Annotated in this window: 19 protein-coding genes; 7 read left to right on the forward strand and 12 right to left on the reverse strand. The window is 62.9% G+C overall.

The features are described from left to right. Positions 1–77 precede the first annotated feature (77 nt). Entirely contained in the window at positions 78–2,123 is a 2,046-nt protein-coding gene (locus tag M1D88_RS16630; RefSeq protein ID WP_458111846.1) for a DUF6807 family protein, read from the forward strand. Between the two features lie 155 nt (positions 2,124–2,278). Then, complete coding sequence (locus M1D88_RS16635; RefSeq protein ID WP_458114557.1) at positions 2,279–3,286, forward strand: M24 family metallopeptidase; 1,008 nt, start codon at positions 2,279–2,281, stop codon at positions 3,284–3,286. A 51-nt stretch (positions 3,287–3,337) separates the two neighbouring features. Here the strand turns inward: M1D88_RS16635 and M1D88_RS16640 are convergent, their stop codons facing one another. After that, positions 3,338–3,631, reverse strand: coding sequence for a hypothetical protein (locus tag M1D88_RS16640; RefSeq protein ID WP_458111847.1), 294 nt, complete (start codon positions 3,629–3,631; stop codon positions 3,338–3,340). A gap of 414 nt (positions 3,632–4,045) precedes the next feature. Here M1D88_RS16640 and M1D88_RS16645 point away from each other — a divergent pair, with 414 nt between their 5' ends. After that, complete coding sequence (locus M1D88_RS16645) at positions 4,046–4,237, forward strand: hypothetical protein (RefSeq protein ID WP_458111848.1); 192 nt, start codon at positions 4,046–4,048, stop codon at positions 4,235–4,237. A 72-nt stretch (positions 4,238–4,309) separates the two neighbouring features. On the opposite strand, the gene M1D88_RS16650 is transcribed toward M1D88_RS16645, so the two are convergent. The 5 genes from M1D88_RS16650 to M1D88_RS16670 all read right to left on the reverse strand — a co-directional run bounded on the left by M1D88_RS16650 (position 4,310) and on the right by M1D88_RS16670 (position 10,373). Then, positions 4,310–5,761, reverse strand: coding sequence for an aldehyde dehydrogenase (NADP(+)) (locus M1D88_RS16650; RefSeq protein WP_458111849.1), 1,452 nt, complete (start codon positions 5,759–5,761; stop codon positions 4,310–4,312). Between the two features lie 67 nt (positions 5,762–5,828). Then, the gene (locus M1D88_RS16655) at positions 5,829–6,971 is read right to left on the reverse strand and encodes a mandelate racemase/muconate lactonizing enzyme family protein (RefSeq protein ID WP_458114558.1); all 1,143 of its coding nucleotides are present in this window, start codon (positions 6,969–6,971) and stop codon (positions 5,829–5,831) included. 32 nt (positions 6,972–7,003) lie between these two features. Beyond that, entirely contained in the window at positions 7,004–7,909 is a 906-nt protein-coding gene (locus M1D88_RS16660) for a 5-dehydro-4-deoxyglucarate dehydratase (RefSeq protein ID WP_458111850.1), read from the reverse strand. Then, on the reverse strand, positions 7,906–8,937 hold the full coding sequence (locus M1D88_RS16665; protein ID WP_458111851.1) for an NAD-dependent epimerase/dehydratase family protein: 1,032 nt from the start codon (positions 8,935–8,937) through the stop codon (positions 7,906–7,908). The genes M1D88_RS16660 and M1D88_RS16665 overlap by 4 nt, the downstream gene beginning before the upstream one ends. Continuing rightward, positions 8,934–10,373: a Gfo/Idh/MocA family protein gene (locus tag M1D88_RS16670; RefSeq protein ID WP_458111852.1), complete on the reverse strand. Its 1,440-nt coding sequence runs from the start codon at positions 10,371–10,373 to the stop codon at positions 8,934–8,936. The genes M1D88_RS16665 and M1D88_RS16670 overlap by 4 nt, the downstream gene beginning before the upstream one ends. Positions 10,374–10,551: 178 nt before the next feature. Here M1D88_RS16670 and M1D88_RS16675 point away from each other — a divergent pair, with 178 nt between their 5' ends. After that, entirely contained in the window at positions 10,552–11,565 is a 1,014-nt protein-coding gene (locus tag M1D88_RS16675; protein WP_458111853.1) for a LacI family DNA-binding transcriptional regulator, read from the forward strand. 13 nt (positions 11,566–11,578) lie between these two features. Here the strand turns inward: M1D88_RS16675 and M1D88_RS16680 are convergent, their stop codons facing one another. Next, on the reverse strand, positions 11,579–12,268 hold the full coding sequence (locus tag M1D88_RS16680; RefSeq protein ID WP_458111854.1) for a FadR/GntR family transcriptional regulator: 690 nt from the start codon (positions 12,266–12,268) through the stop codon (positions 11,579–11,581). A gap of 125 nt (positions 12,269–12,393) precedes the next feature. Between M1D88_RS16680 and M1D88_RS16685 the strand changes: the two genes are divergently transcribed. Next, a complete protein-coding gene (locus M1D88_RS16685) occupies positions 12,394–13,734 on the forward strand; it encodes an alpha-hydroxy acid oxidase (RefSeq protein WP_458111855.1) in 1,341 nt (446 codons plus the stop codon). Positions 13,735–13,843: 109 nt separating this feature from the next. Here M1D88_RS16685 and M1D88_RS16690 read toward each other — a convergent pair whose 3' ends face one another. Further along, complete coding sequence (locus tag M1D88_RS16690; protein WP_458111856.1) at positions 13,844–14,404, reverse strand: ArsR/SmtB family transcription factor; 561 nt, start codon at positions 14,402–14,404, stop codon at positions 13,844–13,846. Positions 14,405–14,466: 62 nt separating this feature from the next. Further along, positions 14,467–15,678 (reverse strand): acetoin utilization protein AcuC, encoded by a 1,212-nt coding sequence (locus M1D88_RS16695; protein WP_458114559.1) that lies wholly within the window; start codon positions 15,676–15,678, stop codon positions 14,467–14,469. A 104-nt stretch (positions 15,679–15,782) separates the two neighbouring features. Between M1D88_RS16695 and M1D88_RS16700 the strand changes: the two genes are divergently transcribed. Both M1D88_RS16700 and M1D88_RS16705 read left to right on the forward strand, forming a co-directional pair. Beyond that, positions 15,783–17,216 carry a TrkH family potassium uptake protein gene (locus tag M1D88_RS16700; protein ID WP_458111857.1) on the forward strand — a complete coding sequence of 478 codons (1,434 nt, stop codon included), beginning with the start codon at positions 15,783–15,785 and terminating at the stop codon, positions 17,214–17,216. After that, positions 17,209–17,895 (forward strand): potassium channel family protein, encoded by a 687-nt coding sequence (locus tag M1D88_RS16705; RefSeq protein WP_458111858.1) that lies wholly within the window; start codon positions 17,209–17,211, stop codon positions 17,893–17,895. The genes M1D88_RS16700 and M1D88_RS16705 overlap by 8 nt, the downstream gene beginning before the upstream one ends. A 22-nt stretch (positions 17,896–17,917) precedes the next feature. Here the strand turns inward: M1D88_RS16705 and proC are convergent, their stop codons facing one another. From proC to M1D88_RS16720, 3 genes are all read right to left on the reverse strand, one after another. Continuing rightward, positions 17,918–18,751: a pyrroline-5-carboxylate reductase gene (gene proC, locus M1D88_RS16710; RefSeq protein ID WP_458111859.1), complete on the reverse strand. Its 834-nt coding sequence runs from the start codon at positions 18,749–18,751 to the stop codon at positions 17,918–17,920. 549 nt (positions 18,752–19,300) lie between these two features. Continuing rightward, positions 19,301–20,134, reverse strand: a complete 834-nt coding sequence (locus M1D88_RS16715) for a sugar phosphate isomerase/epimerase family protein (RefSeq protein ID WP_458111860.1) — start codon at positions 20,132–20,134, stop codon at positions 19,301–19,303. Beyond that, positions 20,135–21,163 carry a Ppx/GppA phosphatase family protein gene (locus M1D88_RS16720; protein WP_458111861.1) on the reverse strand — a complete coding sequence of 343 codons (1,029 nt, stop codon included), beginning with the start codon at positions 21,161–21,163 and terminating at the stop codon, positions 20,135–20,137. Positions 21,164–21,219 lie beyond the last annotated feature (56 nt).

Below are 21,219 nucleotides of genomic sequence, written 5' to 3' on the forward strand. Positions count from 1 at the left end.
CCACCATACGAGAAACCGTTTTCTGAGCTACTCTTACAGACAGAGAATGCTTCAGCTTCAACATCAAGGACCAGGTCATGACTGAAACGACCACGGGGACAAGCCGTCCGGAAACTGCCCTCTCCGAAACCGCCCCCTCCCGGAACGTATCCCCCGCTCGAATCGCCCTCGTAGGCGCCCACGGTTACGGGCTGCACCATCTGGATAACCTGCAACGGCTTCGGGCCGGAGGCTTGGTGGAGCTCGTGGCAGTAGCCGATCCAAATCCCCCCGCGGCAGGAACTCTGGGCAAGGCTGTGGGTGTTTACAGCTCGTTGGACGAACTGCTCAGCACTGGCCCCGTTCCCGATGTGGTTATCCTCGCGACCCCTATCCAGACCCACGCCCCACTTGCCCTCGCAGCGATTGCTGCCGGTGCCGACGTGTACATGGAGAAGCCTCCTGTGGGGTCGATGGCCCAATTCGATGCCGTCCTGGCAGCAGCGGAACAAGCCGGCAGCCTGGTACAGGTGGGATTCCAGAGCCTGGGCTCCCATGCACTTCCTGCCATAGAGCGCCTCATTGCATCGGGAGAGATAGGCGAAGTCCGGAGCGTGGGCGCAGAGGGAACGTGGGTGCGGAACCTCGCTTACTTCAAACGCTCCCGCTGGGCCGGAAAGCGCAGCCTGCAGGGCACCGATGTTGTGGACGGCGTGGCCACGAATGCCCTCGCTCACGCAGTGGCCACGGCACTGAGCATCGCCGCCGCTCATACGACAGCCGACGTCGCTTCTGTTGAGACGGACCTCTACCACGCTCACAACACCGAAAGCGATGACACCTCCGTCATCCGGGTGCGCACGTCTGCCGGGACGCTCGTGCTCTGCGCGTTGACATTGTGTGCGGACGAGCAAACCGCTCCTTCCATCACCGTCTTCGGGACACAGGGCAAGGCTGAGCTCTTTTACACGGAGGACCGTTTGGCGATCACCACTCCCGACGGCGAGCGCAGCGAAACTTTCCCGCGAACAGACCTGCTGGAGAACCTGCTTGAAGCACGTCGAACCGGCGCTGCCCTGCTAAGCCCGTTGAAAGGAACCGGAGCGTTTATGACTGTGCTGGAGGCTATCCGTACAGCAGAGCCACCGTTGCCAATCGGCGCCGCCCATGTGACGTGGGAGGGCGACGGCGACGCCGCCCATCCGGTGATCCATAACATCCGGGCACTTATCCGCCGCGCAGTCCTTTCGCAGTCGACCTTCAGTGAGCTCGGCGCCGCCTGGGCCAGGCCTGCTGAAAAGGCTGGCGTAAAGCTCATCCTGGACGGGAGCACCCTGGCTGTCGAAAATGATGGCGGCAACATTATGCCCACCTCCTCCCCACGTCCCTATCTTCATCCGGTGGCCACACGCTCGGGGACGGTGGTGACAGATCACCTTCCGGAGGACCATGTGTGGCACCTCGGCGCAGGGGTGGCAATCCAGGATGTAGACGGCGTCAATTTCTGGGGCGGGCGGACCTATACCCGGCAGGCCGGCGCATACGTTTGGCGGCCCGATCATGGCCGGATCGTCATCACCTCTACGGAACAGGCTGAAGGATCGCTGACTGAGAATCTCGAGTGGCTTGCACCGGACGGCCAGGCTGTCCTCCGCGAACGACGCGAGTGGAACTGGGCCGCCGTCGACCCCCAAACGTGGCTTTTGAGCCTTAGCTTCACCCTCTCTCCTGCCGGCGACCGGCCAGTCCGCCTGGGGAGTCCCGGGTCGAACGGACGGCACGAGGGTGGTTACGGCGGGTTTTTCTGGCGCTTGCCCTCTGGCGAAAACGTCGAGGTGCGCACGGCCAGCGGCTCCGGCGAAGCAACGGTGCACGGGAGTGTCTCACCATGGTTGGCATGGAGCGCCGATGTAGGCGGCAAAGCGGCCACTCTTGTCTTCGTATCAGCCCAGGGCTCTGCGGACCCCTGGTTCGTCAGGGTCTCGGGTTATCCGGGGGTCGGCCAGGCCCTGGCTTGGGAACAACCAGTGATAGCAAGTGCCGGTGACCCTGTTGAACGGAGTGTCACAGTGCTCGTGGCCGACGGACGCCTGGACACCTCCGAGATCCAACATCTCATCGACTCCCTGGGGGACAACTCATGAACAAGGTAATCATTGACTCCACGGGTCCGAATACTTCGGCTGTGGAAACGTCAGCCTCGGAAGCGTCAGCACCGGCCAGATCGACGGAGAACACGTCGACTGCCCCGGGGAACGCAGAAGACCGAGAGGTCAAAAGACGGCGCGTGCTGGACATCATGGACGGCGCAGGGACGGACTCCCTGCTGCTAACGAGCAACACCTCGCTCTGCTGGTACCTGGACGGCAGCCGCATGCACATCAGCCTCGCGGGAGCCCCGATCGCAGCGGTGCTCGTGACGCGCAGCGGCGATCATCTGGTGACGTTCAATAACGAGGCCGAGAGAATGGCAGCCGAGGAAGTGCCCCGCGGGGTATCTGTGCATGCTGCTCCCTGGCACGGTTCCCTCGAAGCCGTCGCGCGAGAATTGGCTGGCCGCAACCCCTTGGCCGAGTCAGAAGTTGCAGCACAGTTGCGGGGCGCCCGCCAGGCCTTCCTCCCGGCCGAAAGTGCCCGCTACGCCCAGCTCAACGCGGACACGGCTGCAGTCCTGACTGATGTCCTCTCGCGTGCCACTCCCGGGACAACCGAATTCGAAATCGCCGCCCAGCTTGCCAGCCGGATTGTGGCGATGGGCGCGGAACCCCTGGTGCTTCTCTGTAACGGGACCAGCCGCAGCGAGTTCCGGCACCCTCTTCCCACCCATAGCCCTTTGGGCCGCAGGGCGATGGCAGTGGTATGCGCCCGCCGGAACGGCCTTGTTGCCAACGTGACCCGCTGGGTCAGGTTCGACGGCGGCACTCCCGCCGAGCTCGACGCCGAGTCCCGCCTTATGGCTGTTGAAGCGGATATCTTTGATGCGACGGTTCCCGGCGTCAGGCTGAACAGCATTTTTCGGGAGATCCAAAGGTCGTATGCACGGCATGGCTTTGGGCCGGATCAATGGACACTGCATCACCAAGGAGGTGTGGCCGGCTATGCGGGGCGCGATCCCCGGGCTACCGCAGCCACGGAGGACAAAGTAGTCCTGAATCAGACGTTTACATGGAATCCCTCCGGGCCGGGCGTCAAGATTGAGGACACAGCGCAATTGACCGAATCAGGGATCGCCATCCTGAGTGTTGATCCGCGTTGGCCCACAACGTCAATCAACGGACTGCAAAGGCCCCTGACGCTGGAACGGTAGAGGAGGCTGCAGCTTTAGGAACCCGGCGCGGTTTTGGACGTAAAACTTGTTCTACGCTGACGAGAACCACACATGGTTCGGGTCCATGTTTGGCTGCTCCACACGCTGCGGGCCGGCTGCTGCCTGAGCCTTGGGCGGATCAGCCAGCACCACATCCAGCGCCTCAACGTCCAGGAGGCGCCGCGTTCCCGATGTGAGGTCTTCCATCCAGAAAAGCCCGGTGGACGGAAGCACTCTTGTCACCCGGCCGCGGTGAAATAACCTGCCTTTGTGCCACGCCTCGATGTCATCACCTGCTGAGAGCTCCGCGCAGTCCCGGACACGCACCTTCCCTTGCCCTGCCATGGTCATTCCTCCCCTGAAGCCGCATCACTAGGTTCCATCAGCATGGCGTACCGACGTTGCTGCCTCGTTTCCGAAACATGATTTTTCTGTGTCGCACCGGACTGCAGTTTCGGCGAGGTGTCGGGCACCCAAGGGAGGTCTCGAACGCATAACAACCTTGTTATTTGTCACCAAAGGACCTGTTACGCGGCATTACAATATTGGTGTAAAAACCACACCAGGTAGAAGGAATCGGTAAGGAGCATGAGCAAGCCTGAAAAGGCGACACAGCGTTTCTGTGACTACTACTCCTTTATGTCCTATTCAGATTTCGCCGCCTGGGTGGATGCCGATGACGACTCAGATCCTGTGGTTACGTACTGACCGCGCAAGTTCGCCAGAGACGCGCTCCACTGCTGCGCGTAGACTGCGAACATGCCGGAAGACAATGCCGAGGTCCCGCTGCTGGGCTACGCAGAGATAGCAGCAGCCACCGGCCAGAACATCGGGCTGATCCGGGTCTGGATGAACCGAGGGAAACTTCCCAGCCCGGACTTCCGGCTGGGCCAATCGCCGGGTTGGCTTGAAGAAACCATTAATCCCTGGATCCGCGCGAACCAGAAATAAGGCCCTCCAGAAGTCAGCAGCAACGTCCCGCTCAGCAATTACTCGTGCCGGGGAGGCTCTCCCGGACACTTCCTACGGAAGAACCAGCCTTCCATCCACCCGCCGCGGAATGTTCAGCGAGTTCTCCTCCTGCAGTGCCGGATGCAGCACGGCCTCGGGGGCATCCTGATAGGCCACCGGCCGCTGGAAGCGGCGTACCGCCGTCGCCCCCACAGAGGTGAAAAGCGATGTGGTGGCTGGGTACGGGCCGCCGTGCTGCTGGGCCCAGTTGACCGCCACACCGGTGGGCCAACCGGCGAAAAGCACTCTGCCTGCAAGGGCGGACAACTGATCCACGAGTCCTGCAACGTCTTCCCCAGGCTGCGAATGCAGAGTGGCTGTGAGGCTGCCGGGCACCTTAGCCAGGACCGCTGCGAGCTCCTCGTCGCTGCTGTACTCGATCAGCATGGTGGTGGGTCCGAAGCATTCTTCGAGTAATTCAACGGGGTGATCCATAACGTTCGCAGCCGTCGTCGAGAAGACTACCGGCGCGGCGCCGTCGACGTCGGCATTCTGCTCCACAGCGCCGCTGATGACCGACACGTCGGGTAGTTTCGCAACGCTGCGGAGGCCTTCAGGGTAGGCAGCGGCAATGCGTTCCGTGAGCATGGGGGAAGCCGGTGCGCCGGCAACGGCCTGAGCAAGTTCGGAGCCGAAGTCTGTACCAGCCGGAATGAACACGAGCCCCGGTTTAGTGCAGAATTGCCCGGCGCCCATGGTGAAGGAGGCGGCAAGACCGCTGGCGAGCTGAGCCGACCGGGCTTCAAGTGCTGGGGCCGTGATGACAACGGGATTCAAGCTTCCCAGTTCTCCATAGAACGGGATGGGGTCCGGCCTTGACGTGGCGAGGTCGAACAACGCGCGACCCCCGGGAATGGAGCCCGTGAAGCCCACGGCCTTAATCGCAGGGTCTTGAACCAGCGCAGTACCTACTTCGCGTCCGCTGACCAGTGAAAAGAGGCCCTCGGGGGCGCCTGCAACCTTCAAGGCATCTGCGACGATTTCAGCCGTCCGCAACGATAACTTGAGGTGGCCGGAGTGGGCCTTGACGATCACAGAGCTGCCCACCGCCAAGGCTGAGGCAGTGTCGCCGCCCGCCACGGAGAAAGCGAACGGGAAGTTGGACGCTGAGAACACCGCCACCGGGCCGATGGGCTGCAACATCCTTCGAAGATCAGGGCGGGGCGGAGTCGCAGTGGGATCGGCGTGGTCGATTACGGCTTCAAGGTAGGAGCCCTCCGTGATCACCTTGGCGAAGAGCCGCAGCTGGCCCGAGGTACGCGCGACCTCTCCCGTAAGCCTTGTTTCGCCGAGGTTTGTCTCCTCGTTCGCAATGGAAACCAGTTCAGCCGCATTTTCATCAAGGGCATCGGCGACGGCGGCAAGCCAGGACGCGCGCTCGGCATCACTCGCTCTCGCGGACTCTTTGGCGGCCCGCGTGGCCGCCGCCGTCAGTTCCGTTAGGTCAAGAGTTGCTGTTGTCACTGTTTGATCCTGTTCTGCGGTTGGTAGTACGGTGCCGGCAAATAAGAGGCAAAACGATGTGCCCGGTTTACCGTGAAACGAAGCTGGGCTGTTCCGTAAAGCTGGGCTGTTCCGTAAAGCTGGGCTGTTCCGTGAAGGTGAGGCCGAGCCCGGGCTGGTCCGTGGCGGTAAGGAGGCTGTTGCTGACGCGGACGGGTGACGGTCCGCCCAGTACTCCGAGCTGTTCAAAGGAGGCGTCCTCCACGTCCTCAACGAGGGTTGGCTCGGCCATGGTGAGCGCCAGTTGCCCGGACAATTCGGGAAGCAGGTGCGGCATCACCTTGATGCTGTTGGTTCTGGCCAGTTCCACGATCCGCCGGAAGGGCGTGATGCCACCAACCCTGACGATGTTGGGCTGGATAATATCCACGGCCTCCGCTTCGATGAAGTCACGGAAGCGGTAGATCGTGTGGAGGTTTTCCCCCAGTGCGATGGGAACGGGTGAGTGCTTCCGCAGCCGGCGGTAGGCCCACAGATCGTCCGCCCGAATAGGCTCTTCCAGCCATTCCAGCCCGTAGCCTGCCAGCACATCAAGGGCCCGGAAGGTTGTGGGAAGATCCCATCGCTGATTGGCGTCAATCATAAGTTTCCTGTCCGGCCCCAGCACCGACCGGACCGCCGCCACCCGCTCGGCATCCTCCTGGATGTCCGGCTTCCCCACCTTGATCTTGACGGCCTTGTGCTCTGCCGCCACCCAGCGCTGGACCTGGTCCACCAGCTCGTCCAGCGTGTAGTGCAGGTTCACTCCGGAGCCATAGACCTCCACTGATTCCTGGCGCTGGCCCAGCAGGCTTGTCAATGATGATCCGGCCAGTTTGGCCTGCAGGTCCCACAGGGCCAGGTCCACACCAGCCATCGCGATGGTGGTCAGGCCTCCGCCGCCGGCTTCGTGCAGTCTCTTCCAGAGCTGGTCCCACACCAGCTCCGGGTTGGGTTCGAGCCCGGTGACGAACGGTGCTATGTCGTACTCAAGCAGTGCCTTCACCGCTTGGGGGCCGATGGTGGGAGTCCACGAAAATCCGTGCCCCACACCGCCGTCGTCCGTCCTGATTTCCGTAACGATCACATGGTTTTCCGGGGCGTCCGCACCCCAGCTGCGCCGCAGCGGAACAGTCAGGAGCCGGGCGGAGAGCCCCGTGATCCTGCTTGTCCCCGCCCTGCCGCTGGCCATTGCATGTCCAGTGGTCGGAGCCTGTCCAGAGGTCATTGCCCTGCCAGCTCGTAGCCCTTGGCCAGGATGGACTTCAGCTGCAGCAACTGGTCCTCGCTGGGGTCCACGAGCGGTGGACGTACGGAACCCACTGGCAGCCCGCCCAGGCGGAGCCCGGCCTTGATCAGCGAAACGCCGAAGCCGGGCGTCTGGTCACGAAGCCGGACCAGCGGTGCGTAGAAACCTTCCAGCAGGGCGTTGCGCCTAACCTCGTCGCCGGACATGTAGGCGTCGTAGTATGCCTTGGCGATCTCCGGAGCCATGGCAAAGGCTGCAGAGGAATACAGCGGGATGCCGAGGCCACGATAGGCGCCCTGGCTCAGTTCGGCCGTCAGCAGGCCGTTGAACAGAGCGAAATCGCTGCGTCCGGTGGCATTGATGGCGGAGACGATCTCCTGGGCGAGCCCCACATCCCCCAGCCCGTCCTTGAAGCCGATCACCTTGGGGTTTGCTGCGAGGCGGGCCATGGACGCCGCCGTGTACTGCGCATTGCCCCGGTGGTAAACGATGACGGGCAGGCTGCTGGCGTCGGCCACAGCCTCGATGTAGGCCACCAATCCCGCGCTGGGGCCCGTGACGAGGTATGGCGGAAGAACCAGGAGGGCATCAGCTCCCGCTGCCTCCGCGGCGCGGGCAGCCGCCAGGGCATGTCCCAGCGGTCCCCCAGTCCCGGCGACTACCGATACCTGCCCGGCAACCGCCTCCACAGCGGCGGTAACTACAGTGCGGACTTCTTCGATGCTGAGGGCATGGAACTCCCCCGTGCCGCAGGCAGGAAATACACCGCCCGGTCCGAACGGGAGCCGGGAGGTGATGTGCTCTTTGAGGATGGCCACATCGACATCACCCTCGGGAGTGAAGGGTGTGACCGGGAAGAATAGAACGCCGTCGAATTTCACTTGTTCTCCTTGGATCCGGTCCCTGCCGTTATGAGGTCGGCGGTACCTTCTGTCTGTGTGGCAGCGGGTGGTTCAGGATTGCGGGGTGGTTCAGCCTTGACTTGTTCAGAAACTGGCGGCCCGTCTCCCAGCGCCGGGCTGAGCTCGGTCCGCCAGCTGCGGCGAGGCTCCCAGCCGAGCATCTCGCGCGCCTTGGCAATGGAGAACGCCGGGCTGGTCCCCGTCAGGGCGCTTGCTGCTTCGCCGCTCCCTGGCAGGAACTCCGGCATCAGTGTGGCGAGGGACTCCGTGGCCAGCGCATCCGCGGCTCCCACAAAGAACGTTTGGCCGTTGGGGATGGAATCCATCTTGCGCAGGAGGGCATCGAGGAAGTCGGCGACGTCCCGGGCATCCACGTAGTTGAACAAGGCGGGAGCGGACAAGGCCGGATCCTCCAGCCTTTCAAGGACCGTGTGGCCTTGCTGTGTTGGCGCTCCTTGCCATTCCTCCGGAGAAATGACGTAGCAGGGCCGGAACGCCGCATACCGGATGTTTTCACCCTGTGCAGCGGCGAACATCTGGACGGTCTGCTCAGCGATCAGCTTGGACAATGCATAGGCATTCCAAGGCCGCGGCACCGTTTCCTCATCCATCGGGAACCGCTCAGGCACCCAGCCGGCCGGCGAGCCGTAGCCTAGGACCGTGGGGCTGCTGGCTGTGACGATCTTGCCCACGCCCAGCTCAGTCGCGGCGCTTACAACGGCGAAAGCGAGCCGCGTATTGGTGCCAAAGATGACCTCCTCGGGGGCGCTGAACGGTACGGCAATAGCCGCAAGGTGGACGACGGCGTCGGGCAATGTTGCGCTGATGATCCGGCGCGCTTCACCCGGGGCGAGGAGGTCGGCCGTTTCCTGCTCCACGCCGGAAGGCAGCTGGGCGGAGGGAACGGCGTCGCGGTCCACTGAGATAATCCGGTGTCCGGCCGCGGCAAGGCCTGCGACGACGCTACGCCCCAGCCTTCCCGAGCCACCGGTGACGAGTATCCTCATGGCTGACGTCGCAGATCGACGCCGAGGTCCAGATCCTCAATGCGGACCGGCAGCGTTGATTCAAGGGACCGGTTGCCCGCAATGCCCACTGACACCGAACGCAGGCCGTCCAGGTAACCGGACGGACGTCCCAGCGGATCTTCGCCCGGTCCATCGAACAGGTCTGACAGAAGCAGGATGTCCCCCCCGCCATGGCCGCCCTCACCGTTGACGATGGGAACTTCGTAGGCGGCTTCCCAGTGGCGCTGGACCACCAGGCGCTCACCGTTGCGGCGAACGGTGTCCTCCTCCTCCACCGGCGTCGCGCTCGGATCGACTACAGTCTTCTTGTCGGCGCTGCTGACGACGGCGGCACGCTCCACCACTTCCAGTTCCGCCCGGCCTTCGGTACCGTTCACCGCCACGCGGTACCCCTCCCAGGGGCTGTGCGCGTTGAGGGAGTAGCTGAGCGTGGGGCCACCCTGGTAATCGACGATCAGCGCGAGATTGTCCTCGATGGTGATCCCGGCCGTAAAGACGTCCTGGTCGCGGCGGTAGCCGTCGTGGTGCTCATTTTCGTAGTACAGCTCGCGCAATTTCTCGTCGTCGCGAAGATCCAGAACAAAGGGATCCTTCGTCCCGCCGTCGGCATTCGAAGCCTCCTGCGTGCCGCGTTCCGGTCGCGCGCCCAGCCCCCGTTCGGCCGCGTTCTTGTCGCCGTAGAATTTGAGCCCCCCCGAAGCGAATACGCGCTCGGGGACGTCGTCGATCCACCAGTTCACGAGGTCGAAGTGGTGCGACGCCTTGTGGATCAGCAGCCCGCCGGAGTTCTTCTTCTCGCGGTGCCAGCGGCGGAAGTAGTCAGCACCATGGACTGTATCCAGCACCCAGCTGAAGTCGACCGACGTCACTTTTCCGATCACGCCGCTCTGGATGATTTCCTTCAGGGCGCTGTTGCGGGGGGAATAGCGGTAATTGAAGGTCACCACTACATTCCGTCCCGTTGCAGCCACCGCAGCGGTGATACGGCGGCAACCATCGGCGTCGATCGTGAGGGGCTTTTCGACGACGACGTCGGCACCCGCCTCGAGCGCCTCCACAATGTAGTCGGCGTGGGTGTAGTCAGGGGTGGTGACGATGACACGGTCGATGCCATTTTCCTTGATGAACGCCGTCAGCTGTGCAGGCTCAAAGGACCGGACAGAGCCGGCTCCTCCCAGTTCGCCGATGAGCTTCTGGTAGTAGTCCACCCGTCCCGGGTTCACGTCGGATAGTGCCACGAGTTCTGCTGTATCGGAGTGAGTGCCGAGGATGGCCCGGATATACATTTCCGAACGCCCGCCGGTGCCGATCAGGGAGATCCGGGCCCTTTTCAGCTGCCCGTGCTCCTTGGCTGCCGCCGGTGATCCGGCCGGCTGTGAGGCCGGCGGTAAATCGGCGGTGTCAACGTTGACCATTGGGATGCGCCCCTTTCGAAAGGCAGGAAGCCTGGCCGCTTGACGGCCGATGATGATGCGGGAAGAATTATGAGAAAGCGTTTTCTCAGTCCGTTATAAACTTTGTACCAAGACTCCGGTGGTCACGTCAACCATCAGCCAGAACGGCCCGGATCTTAGATTCCCGGAAAGGGGCCCCATGGGCAGGAGATCCACCACACGGCGAATCGGCATAGCCGACGTCGCACTATTGGCTGGAGTTTCACATGCCACAGTTTCGCGTGTCATGAACGGCAACTTCACGGTGGATGCAACCATCGCGGAGCGGGTTCGTGCGGCTGCGGCTGAGCTGAACTACCAGCCGAACCCCGTGGGCCGAAGCCTCGCCCTGGGTAAGACCGACACGATCGGCATCGTGGTGCCGGATCTGTCCAACCCCACGTTCCAAGCCATCCTCCGGGGCCTCAGCATGGCCGCCGCCCAGGACGGATATCGCGTGCTGATCGCCGATTCCTCGGAAGTCTCCAGCGAAGAAGCGATCCTGGCGGGAGAGGCCAGGCGGCGCTGTGATGGCCTGGTCCTGTGCGCCCCGCGCATGAGTGCCGCGGAGCTGGAAGAGCTTGCCCCCTCGCTCCACCCCATGGTGCTCATCAACCGCAGCACTGAATCGACGCAGGCACCCAGCCTCATGGTTGACTACGGCCAAGGGATCCAGGAGCTGGCAGACCATCTGGTCAGTCTGGGCCACACCCGGCTGGCGTTCCTGGCCGGTCCTGCCCGCAGCGCTTCAAACGGCATGCGGCTCAATGGCTTGGAGAAGTTCTCCGCGGCCCATCCTGATATTGAGCTGCAAATGCTTGAAGGCGGATCAAGCTTTGAAGCAGGCCATGAAGCGGCGGACAAAGTCATTGCAAGCGGAGCCACGGCCGTCCTTGCGTTCAACGACCTTGTGGCGATGGGCCTCCTGAGCGGGCTGCACGAGAAGGGTGTGCGGGTTCCCGAAGATATCTCTGTGACAGGCTTCGACGATATTCCCTTCGCCCGCTACACCACACCGCCGCTGACCACTGCCGCAGTTCCCATTACCGAGCTTGGCCAGCAGGCATGGCACAGCATGCGGGCCCTCATCCAGCAGGCGGAGACTCCTCCAACACCCAGCACATTCCAGCCACAGCTGGAGGTCCGTGGCAGCACAGGGCCAGCGAAGGGGTAGTCCAGGACCAGGGTTACCGTCCGGAGCCCAGGCCGGCTTCCTCGTAGTACCCCTGGATGTGGTCGGTAACCAGCTTCGCCGCCGCGGCGCCGTCGTTCTTGTTGATGGCTGCAAGAATCGATCGGTGCTCGTCCCGAAGCCGGGCGGCGGTGGCATCCCAATCCGGAAGGTTCGCCGTCAGGCGGCCTGCATAGCTCTGGATGGCTTCACGCAGGGAGCCCATCATGGCACTGACCACCGCGTTACCCGCAGCTTCAGCCAAGGCGAGATGGAAGCGCACATCCAAGGCCAGGAACTGGTCCGTTTCCGTGCTTTTTTCCATCTCGTCGAGCAGCGCCGCAGCCTCAGCCAGTGCGGGTGAACCAGGGGTGGCCCGGGCCACCGCCCAGGACTCCAGGAGCACGCGGGTCTGGACAATATCCGCAACAGGAAGGTGCGAAGTTGCAACATGAAGCCTCAACGCCGAGCCAAGGGCTGTGGTCGGGTCCGCAATAACCACCGTGCCCGCGTCGGGGCCTGAGCCAACACCCGCCCGCACCACCCCCATAGCTTCGAGGATCCGGATGGCCTCCCGCACGGAAGTACGCGACACCCCAAGCTGTTCTGCAAGGGTCCGTTCAGCGGGAAGCCGCCCACCCAATGCCAGGTGGCCGCCGAGGAGCTGGCTTTCGATCCACTGCAGGACAAGCTGGTGCGTGCGCATGGAGCAATGGTACTTGATGTGGTTGGACCACATGCCCTAAAGTGTGGTTAGACCACAGCAGCTTTCTTTCGCCCAAACCCTGGCCGCGGATGATTCACCGCCCTTATCCCTTGACGAGGCAGCACATGACGCAGACTGTTCAACCCACAAATCCAGAAGCACCCACCACTCCTGAAGCCACCACACCCGGCGGAAGTGCGAACGCCGTCGAAACCTCCAGCTCAAGGGAGCGCATCCCGGCGGCCCTCAGGCGACGGGTGCCCAAATACTCAGACCTTGCTCCGCTCATGCAATTCAAGAAGCCTGAGTTCAGCCGGGAGGCCAAGCTGCGCCGGGCAAGCACCATCTGGGAGTTGCGGGATATCGCCAAGCGGCGGACTCCACAGGCTCCGTTCGATTACACCGACGGCGCAGCCGAAGCTGAGATCACCTTGCGCAGGGCCCGGGAAGCCTTCCTGGACATCGAGTTCCGGCCGGGCATCCTGCGGAACGTTTCCAGCATCGATCTGGGCACCGACATTCTGGGCAAGTCATCCCGGCTGCCTGTGGGTATTGCTCCCACCGGTTTTACCCGGATGATGCAGTCCGAGGGCGAATATGCAGGCTCCCAGGCCGCCGAAGCCGCCGGTATTCCCTACACCCTCTCCACCATGGGCACCGCCTCCATAGAGGACGTGGCCGAGGCAGCCCCGAACGGCCGGAACTGGTTCCAGTTGTACCTGTGGACGGACCGTGACCGCTCACTTGAACTCATCGAACGGGCTGCCAAAGCCGGGAACGATACGCTGATGGTGACGGTGGATACCGCCGTCGCCGGAGCCCGTCTCCGCGATGTCCGCAACGGCATGACCATCCCTCCGGCGCTCACACTCAAGACCGTCCTGGATGCCTCGTACAGGCCGGCGTGGTGGTTCAACTTCCTCACCCACGAGCCCCTGACCTTCGCCTCGCTCTCCCGCTACACCGGCACCGTCGCGGACCTGATCAACTCCATGTTCGATCCGACGCTCACGTTCGAGGACCTGGACTGGCTGCGCGAAACCTGGAAGGGCAAGCTGGTGGTCAAGGGCATCCAGACCGTCGACGACGCCCGCAAGGTGGTGGACCATGGAGCCGACGGCGTGGTGCTCTCCAACCACGGAGGACGCCAACTGGACCGCGCGCCCATCCCGTTCCACCTGCTGCCTGACGTTTCCGCGGCATTCAAGGCCGACAACAGCGACGCCGCGATCATCCTCGACACCGGCATCATGAGCGGCGCCGACATCATTGCGGCCCTCGCCCTCGGCGCAGACTTCACGCTGATCGGCCGCGCCTACCTCTACGGGCTGATGGCCGGTGGCCGCGCCGGGGTGGACCGCGCCCTCCAGATCCTGGAGAAGGACATGACCCGCACCATGGCGCTCCTGGGCGTCACCAATCTCTCAGAACTGACCCCGGACCACGTACGGATCCTCGGCAAGTAAGCGCCGGAGCCAGGCTCTCCGCCGGGATGGCACCCGAGATGGCACTTAACAGCAGTGCCGACGCCGGATACTGCCGTTAAATGCCATCTCGCGGGGTTGGAACGGCGGGCTACTTCTTGCGGCCGAACTTGGGAAAATTGGAGAGAAGGTCCGAAGCCTTGGCGGCAGCACGCCCCACGGTCCGGCCAATCTGCTGGGGCACAGTTCCGTCGGGACCAACAGCAACCGGAATCGCGACGGCGGGACTGAGCTGGCCCTGTGCCGAGCGGGGGGAGATGGCCTGGGCCTCCGAACTGACGGCAGCTGCAAGGCCAGCCTCGGCGGTGCCCCGCTGGCTAGTTGGCAACCCCTCCGCCTCCGACAGGGGCGCAACCTCCGCTGCCGGTGACCTTCCGGCGGCAGCTGAATGTCCGACGTCGAAAGTCTCCAGCCAGTTGGCGATACCTATCAGCGGTTGCGGGTTCAGCGCGTAGTAGCGCTTCTGTCCCTGCGCCCGCATGGTGACGAGGTCCGCTTCCCGGAGAACTTTCAAGTGCTTGGAAATGGTGGGCTGGCTCGCCTCCAGCTCCTGGACCAGTTCACCCACTGCTTTGTCCCCTGCCCGAAGGGATACCAGAATGTCACGCCGGGTTGCCTCAGCAATGACGGCAAATACGTCGTCTGTCACCATGGGTCCACCCTAGCGAACATATGCCTGAGATGGCATCACTTGCTGTTCATCGAACCGTGAATTCAGTCGAACCAGGGATCCAGCCCGTGAAGCGGGAAGATTTCCTTCCGGGAGGCCATGACGCTGCGGTCCACAGCGTCATTGGGGTCAAAGCCCACTTCCCAGGAGCGCCACCACAGATCGACATCATCGCCCATCAGCTCGGGGGCGTGGGTGCCATATTTTTCCTGCACATAGCTGCGCCAATCTTCCGGGACGGGGGTCCGGAGCGGTACGGGGCGCCCCGCCGCGATGGCAATCAGGTGGCTCCAGGAACGCGGCACAACATTGGTCACGCTGTAGCCGCCGCCCCCGGTGGAGATCCAGCGGTTGCCGCAATGGCGGGCCGCCAGGTTCCCGACGGCGGTGGCCGCCTCCCGCTGGCCGTCGATGCTGATGTTGAGGTGCGTCAGCGGATCCAGCCGGTGCGCATCACAGCCGTGCTGGCTGACGATGACTTCGGGTTCGAAGGCGCCCACCACTTGGGGAACGACGGCGTGAAAGGCACGCAGCCAGCCGGCATCACCCGTGCCGGCCGGCAAAGCGACGTTGACCGAGGTGCCCAAGGCGTTGGGGCCGCCGATCTCGTTGGCGAAACCTGTGCCGGGAAACAACGACATGCCGCTTTCATGCAGCGAGATGGTCATGACGCGCGGATCGTCCCAGAAGATGCTCTGCGTTCCGTCCCCGTGGTGAGCGTCCACGTCGATATACACAACACGGCTCACTCCGCCGTCGAGCAGTTTCTGGATGGCCAGCGCGGCATCGTTGTAGATACAGAAGCCGCTGGCGCGTTCGCGCGAGGCGTGGTGCATTCCTCCGCCGAAATTCACTGCATGCACCGCGCTGCCGTCCAGGATGGACGTTGCGGCCAGCAGTGAACCCCCCGCTATCCGGGCGCTCGCCTCGTGCATCCCCGCGAAGGCCGGGTCATCTTCAGTGCCCAGGCCTCGGTCCAGATCGGGCACCTCGGGGGCTTCGCTGACGCGGCGGACGGCGGCGACAAATTCCGGGCTGTGGACTCTGAGAAGCTCTTCGTCCCCGGCTACTTCCGGCGCGGCTACAGTGACGTGCTCCAGGTCCAGCAGTCCCAAGCTGCGGGCAAGCCGCGCGGTCAGCTCCATGCGCTCCGGAGCCATCGGATGCCCGAGGCCGAAGTTGTACGAGGTCATGGCGGAATCCCACACCACCGTCGTTGGCAATGCGGGCAGGCTGAGTCCGGGCAGGAATGTCATCATGGACAGGCTACCCGAGCGTGGCGGGCAGACAGCCCCGCATTCGTGCGAAAATAAGTGGTTTACTACTCAAGGAAGCAGTTTCGACCGAGGAAAAGCCACACATGACGCAGATCCAGTCGAGGTCAAAGAGCCCGGCCAGCTGGCGTCCCGGCGCCCCGGAGCGGGAACGGCCGGGATTCCTCGTAAGGCTTCGCGATTTTATTGACAACATTGCGAATACATCACCATCCCGGCTGGCTTTGACTGCCTTCGCGACTGTTGTCCTGCTTTTCACCGGCCTGCTCTCCTTGCCGGCAGCATCAGCCAGCGGTGACGTCACACCGCTTCACCAAGCTATGTTCACCGCCGTTTCTGCGGTCTGCGTCACCGGACTTACGGTCGTTACTACTGCCACACACTGGTCCTTTTTCGGTCAGCTGGTGATACTCATCGGTATTTTCGTTGGTGGCCTGGGTACCCTTACGCTGGCTTCCTTGCTGGCCCTCATGGTGGGCAAGAGGCTTGGTGTGCGGGGGAAGATCATTGCTGCCCAGTCGATGAACAATGCCGGCCGGCTGGGGGAGGTCGGCACCCTCCTTCGGATCGTGATCACCACCTCTGTGGTTATTGAAGGCGTGCTGGCGCTGGCGCTCATCCCCCGTTTCCTCATGCTTGGGGAGACTTTCTGGCGCGCAGTCTGGCACGGTTTCTTCTATGCCATTTCGGCATTTAACAATGCCGGGTTCACGGCACATGCAGAGGGCATCATCCCCTTCCAGAACGACTTGTGGATCCTCATACCGCTGATGGTCGGCGTATTCCTGGGAAGTTTAGGGTTCCCCGTGGTGATGGTGCTGCAGCAAAACGGGCTTAACTGGAAGAAGTGGAACCTCCACACCAAGCTGACTATTGAGGTGTCGCTCATCTTGTTGGTTGCAGGCACCGTGCTCTGGGCTGTCATGGAGTGGGATAACCTGCGGACAATCGGATCCCTTGGTTTCGATGAGAAGGTCCTGCATTCGCTTTTTGCATCTGTCATGATCCGCTCCGGCGGGTTTAACCTAGTGGATCAAAACCAGATGGAATCCACCACGATGCTGCTGACTGATGCCCTGATGTTTGCGGGCGGAGGCTCTGCATCCACCGCCGGCGGTATCAAGGTCACCACCATTGCTGTGATGTTCCTGGCCATCTTCGCCGAGGCCAGAGGCGACAGGGACGTCAAAGTCCATGGCCGCACTATCCCTGAGGGAGCCATGCGCGTGGCGATCTCGGTGATCGTGGCGGGCGCCACGCTGGTTTCGGTAGGAGCGTTCCTGCTCCTCTCCATCACCGGGGAACCACTGGACCGCGTGCTCTTCGAAGCAATCTCCGCCTTCGCCACTTGCGGCCTGAGTACGAACCTGAGCGCTGAAGCACCGCCTGCTGGTGCCTATGTCCTGACAGCCCTCATGTTCATGGGACGCATCGGCACCGTAACCCTTGCCGCCGCTTTGGCTTTGCGCCAGCGCAGCCAGCTTTACCACTACCCCGAAGAAAGGCCCATCATTGGCTAATTCGTCCGGCGCGGCTAACCGCCCCGCCCACAACGCCCCGGTCCTGGTCATTGGTCTTGGGCGGTTTGGGTCCGCCACAGCGGAGCAGCTCGTCAAACAAGGCCGTGAAGTCCTGGCCATTGAGCGCGACCGTAACCTCGTCCAGAAATGGGCACCCGTGCTCACCCATGCGGTGGAAGCCGACGCGACCAACATTGACGCCCTTCGTCAACTCGGTGCCCAGGAATTCAGTTCCGCAGTGGTCGGCGTGGGAACGTCCATTGAATCTTCAGTGCTCATCACGGTGAACCTGGTGGACCTCGGCATTGAACACCTCTGGGTGAAGGCCATCACGCCCTCGCACGGCAAAATCCTGACCCGTATTGGCGCCAACCACGTCATCTACCCCGAGGCCGATGCCGGCGTCCGGGCCGCCCACCTGGTCTCCGGGCGAATGTTGGACTTCATTGAGTTCGACGACGATTTCGCCATCGTGAAGATGTACCCGCCGCGGGAAACAGTCGGCTTCACCCTGGATGAATCAAAGGTCAGGTCCAAGTATGGGGTGACCATTGTGGGGGTGAAATCTCCGGGCGAGGACTTCACCTATGCCCGGCCGGAGACGAAGGTTTCAGCCAGGGACATGCTCATTGTGTCGGGTCACGTGGATCTCCTGGAACGGTTCGCTTCCAGGCCCTGACGGCCTGAGAGCGGCGTCCGGCTTAGGCGAGCTGCTTGGTGATTTCGGCCGACCGGTCGGCAGCCGCTCGGGCTGCATCCGCGATGATCGAGGGCAGGTCGCGCTCGTCGAAGGTTGCAATGGCACGCTCGGTGGTTCCGTTCGGGCTGGTGACCGCCTTGCGGAGCTCGGTGGGGTTAGCCCCGGGCTCGGCAAGCATAAAGCCCGCGCCGGCAACCGTCTCGGTAGCCAGCAGGAGGGACAGCTCCGGGTCCAGGCCGAGCCTGACTCCGGCAGCGGCCATTGCCTCGGCAAGGTAAAAGGCGTAGGCGGGACCGGAGCCGCTGATGGCTCCGAGCGCATCCACTTGCTCTTCCGGGACCTCAACTACCCTGCCGGCGCCTCGGAGGACGTCCTTGGCCAGCTGCAACTGCTCCGGGGAACAGCTTGTGCCCGGCGACACCGAAACCACTCCCCTGCCAAGCTTCGCGGGCGTGTTCGGCATACTCCGGATGACCGGCTGGCCTGCAGGCAGGGCAGCCTCCAGCTGAGCGATGGACACGGCCGCGGCAACACTGATCACAATGGTGGAGCGAGAAATGGACGGGCTGATCTCCCGTGCCAGGTCAGCAATGCCCAGCGGCTTCACACCCAGAATCACGACGGCGGAACCTCGCGCTGCGTCCTTGTTGTTGTCCGGCTCTTCCTCGCCGGCGATCGCAGTGATGCCATGGTGGCGCTCGGCTAGTTCAGCCGCGCGCTCGCCACGACGGACAGTGGCGACAATATCGGCAGGATCCGTTCCGGCCTCCAGGAGTCCGGTCAGGATGGCCTCGTTCATGGATCCACAGCCCAGGAAGGCGATTCGGTTGCTCATTGCTCCATCATTGCAGTTCGCCAGGACGGGCGCAGGAGATTACTCTCCCGTGACCGGCCACGGCAGGATGAAGAGCGAACCATAGAACCCGCATTCCCAGCTCGTTCCCACCTTGGGCGCAGGCTCTACACAAAGTGGACCCCTAACGTAATAACTACCTCATTGAGGGTGCGAGTGATGCAGCAAGCATGGGGATGCTTGCCTTGGCACCGGTGATTCTGCAGCAGGTTTCCCCCCATTTTCCTGCAGCGGATCGCCGGTGCTTTCGCATTTAAGGCAGTCGCCGGACCCTGGCTAAACCATCAACGTGGTGCCTGGTTCAAGGGGCGGCAGGGTGATTAGGCTTCCCAGTCTACTCACAGGAAAATCTCCCCGAACGCCCAAAAAAGGCAAGTAGGTTTATAAGTGCCTGAGCAGGTGCGAGTGATGAAGCCGGTTCCCCCCGAACCGGCGAACGCGCCGGGTGGTTGTAGAAGCGTTCCCCCAACTTCTTCTGCGAAACCACCCGGCGCTTCACTCGTTAAATGCTTCTCTCGTTGTTACGGGACTCTAGGAGTGCTTGTCGGAAGCTCCTACCAGCGGAAGGCCCAGGTGCTGGCGGGCAAACCGTAGCGTCTGCTCAAGCCGCTGCTGCCGTTCACCGGCGGTCCGGACCCAGCGAGTGGAAATTTCCGCCACCACCACACCGTCAAAGCCAGTGGCAGCAAGATACTGCAGTGCCTCTGCACAGGGCTGGTTACCCATACCCGGAACCAGATGCTCGTCTCGCCTGGATCCCAATCCATCGGACAAGTGGACGTGGCGGAGCCTGGGGCCGAGGCCTTTAATGGCGTCCAGGCTGTCGGAACCGGCGGTGGAGGCGTGCGAGAAGTCCCAAGTGACGTCGTCGTAATCCTGGTCGCGGGGGTCCCAATGGGGCGCGTAGGCCACTGCTTCCCGGCCGCGTACCCTCCACGGGAACATGTTTTCGACGGCGATCCGGACCTGGTACATTTCCGCGAGCTCGCGGATTCCGGCAACAAACTTTCCGGCATAGTTTCCTTGCCAGCGGAAAGGCGGGTGGACAACGACCGTACCGCAGCCGACTTCCCTGGCCATCCGGCAGGACATTTCGATCTTGTTCCACGCCGTGCCCCAGACCTGCTGCGTCAAAAGCAATGTCGGCGCGTGGATGGAAACAATCGGCTTGCGGTATCGATGACTTAACTCCAGGAGGGCGTGGGCGTTCTGGCTGGTGGTGTTGTTGCTAACCATGACCTCGACGCCGTCGTACCCCACCTCCTGGGCAGCAGCGAAGGCATGATGAACGCTCAAGGGATAGACGGAAGCACTGGACAGCGCCACCGGAACGGCAATGTCCTTTCCCTGCGACAGCTCTTCCATCTAACCCCCGGCCTGGCTGCTGGCGTGCACCGTGGAAGCGGCCAACGTAGCGGACACCGCCTGCCTGGCTTCCACGTGCGGGGCAGGCTCAAGGGGGCCGTCCAGAACCAATTGGTCCAGCCGGCGAAGGATCAGGCCCTCACGCAGAGCCCAAGGGCAGATTTCCATGCTGGGGAACTCGAAAAGCTCCAAGGCAGCCTCCGCCACGAGCGCACCGGCAAGCAGTTGCGGCGCGCGGGCCTCCGAAACGCCGGGCAGGTGCAGGCGGTCCTCCACCTTCATCGCCGAGATCCGTTGCGCCCACAAACCGAGGTCAGCCGAGAAAAGCTCACGTTTAACATAGGGCCCGGCGCCACTGGGCGCTGCCCCGGCGATTCGTGCCAGGGAACGGAAGGTCTTGGATGTACCGGCGACCAGATTGGCCCTGCCGAGGGCTTCAAAGCTCCTGACGGCTGGCTTCATCGTCGAGCGGATGTACCGGCGCAGTTCTTTGACGCTCTTGGCTGTGGGTGGGTCCTCGTGCAGCCAGTCACGGGTGAGGCGGCTCGCGCCCAGGGGGACGGACAAAGCCAGCTCGGGGAGTTCGTCATGCCCAATGGCCATTTCGAAGGATCCGCCTCCGATGTCCAGATCCAGGATTGGCCCGGCTCCCCATCCGTACCAGCGCCGGACGGCAAAGAAGGTCATGGACGCTTCTTCGCTGCCGGTAAGTTCCTGCAGCGTCACCGTTGTTTCATGCTTCACCCGGGCGAGGACCTCGGGGCCATTGGTAGCTTCACGGATGGCGGAGGTACAAAAAGCCAGCAAGTCTTCGGCCTTGTGCTTCGCAGCGAATTCCCAGGCCTCCAGGACGAACTCAATCAGTTCATGCTGGCCGTCCTCGTTGATGTTGCCCTCCCCATCGAGGAACTGCACCAGGGACAGTGGCCGCTTGTGGGAGGCAAATGGCACCGGCCGGGCGCCCGCATGGGCATCCACCAGGAGTAGATGGACAGTATTGGAACCGATATCGAGGACGCCCAGACGCATTCTGCCATTATCGCCGGAGACCAGGCAGCAGACCCAACTGCGTCCGTTCGAAGTCT

The organism is Arthrobacter sp. R1-13 (genome assembly GCF_054161475.1).

Excerpts from the sequence above, each read along its gene's own strand:
- M1D88_RS16645 (WP_458111848.1), top strand. The coding sequence starts at position 4,046 with ATGCCGGAAGACAATGCCGAGGTCCCGCTGCTGGGCTACGCAGAGATA.
- proC (WP_458111859.1), bottom strand. The coding sequence starts at position 18,751 with ATGAGCAACCGAATCGCCTTCCTGGGCTGTGGATCCATGAACGAGGCC.
- M1D88_RS16670 (WP_458111852.1), bottom strand. The coding sequence starts at position 10,373 with ATGGTCAACGTTGACACCGCCGATTTACCGCCGGCCTCACAGCCGGCC.
- M1D88_RS16700 (WP_458111857.1), top strand. The coding sequence starts at position 15,783 with ATGACGCAGATCCAGTCGAGGTCAAAGAGCCCGGCCAGCTGGCGTCCC.
- M1D88_RS16715 (WP_458111860.1), bottom strand. The coding sequence starts at position 20,134 with ATGGAAGAGCTGTCGCAGGGAAAGGACATTGCCGTTCCGGTGGCGCTG.
- M1D88_RS16635 (WP_458114557.1), top strand. The coding sequence starts at position 2,279 with ATGGACGGCGCAGGGACGGACTCCCTGCTGCTAACGAGCAACACCTCG.
- M1D88_RS16675 (WP_458111853.1), top strand. The coding sequence starts at position 10,552 with ATGGGCAGGAGATCCACCACACGGCGAATCGGCATAGCCGACGTCGCA.
- M1D88_RS16685 (WP_458111855.1), top strand. The coding sequence starts at position 12,394 with ATGACGCAGACTGTTCAACCCACAAATCCAGAAGCACCCACCACTCCT.
- M1D88_RS16720 (WP_458111861.1), bottom strand. The coding sequence starts at position 21,163 with ATGCGTCTGGGCGTCCTCGATATCGGTTCCAATACTGTCCATCTACTC.
- M1D88_RS16655 (WP_458114558.1), bottom strand. The coding sequence starts at position 6,971 with ATGGCCAGCGGCAGGGCGGGGACAAGCAGGATCACGGGGCTCTCCGCC.
- M1D88_RS16690 (WP_458111856.1), bottom strand. The coding sequence starts at position 14,404 with ATGGTGACAGACGACGTATTTGCCGTCATTGCTGAGGCAACCCGGCGT.
- M1D88_RS16680 (WP_458111854.1), bottom strand. The coding sequence starts at position 12,268 with ATGCGCACGCACCAGCTTGTCCTGCAGTGGATCGAAAGCCAGCTCCTC.
- M1D88_RS16630 (WP_458111846.1), top strand. The coding sequence starts at position 78 with ATGACTGAAACGACCACGGGGACAAGCCGTCCGGAAACTGCCCTCTCC.
- M1D88_RS16695 (WP_458114559.1), bottom strand. The coding sequence starts at position 15,678 with ATGACATTCCTGCCCGGACTCAGCCTGCCCGCATTGCCAACGACGGTG.
- M1D88_RS16640 (WP_458111847.1), bottom strand. The coding sequence starts at position 3,631 with ATGGCAGGGCAAGGGAAGGTGCGTGTCCGGGACTGCGCGGAGCTCTCA.
- M1D88_RS16665 (WP_458111851.1), bottom strand. The coding sequence starts at position 8,937 with ATGAGGATACTCGTCACCGGTGGCTCGGGAAGGCTGGGGCGTAGCGTC.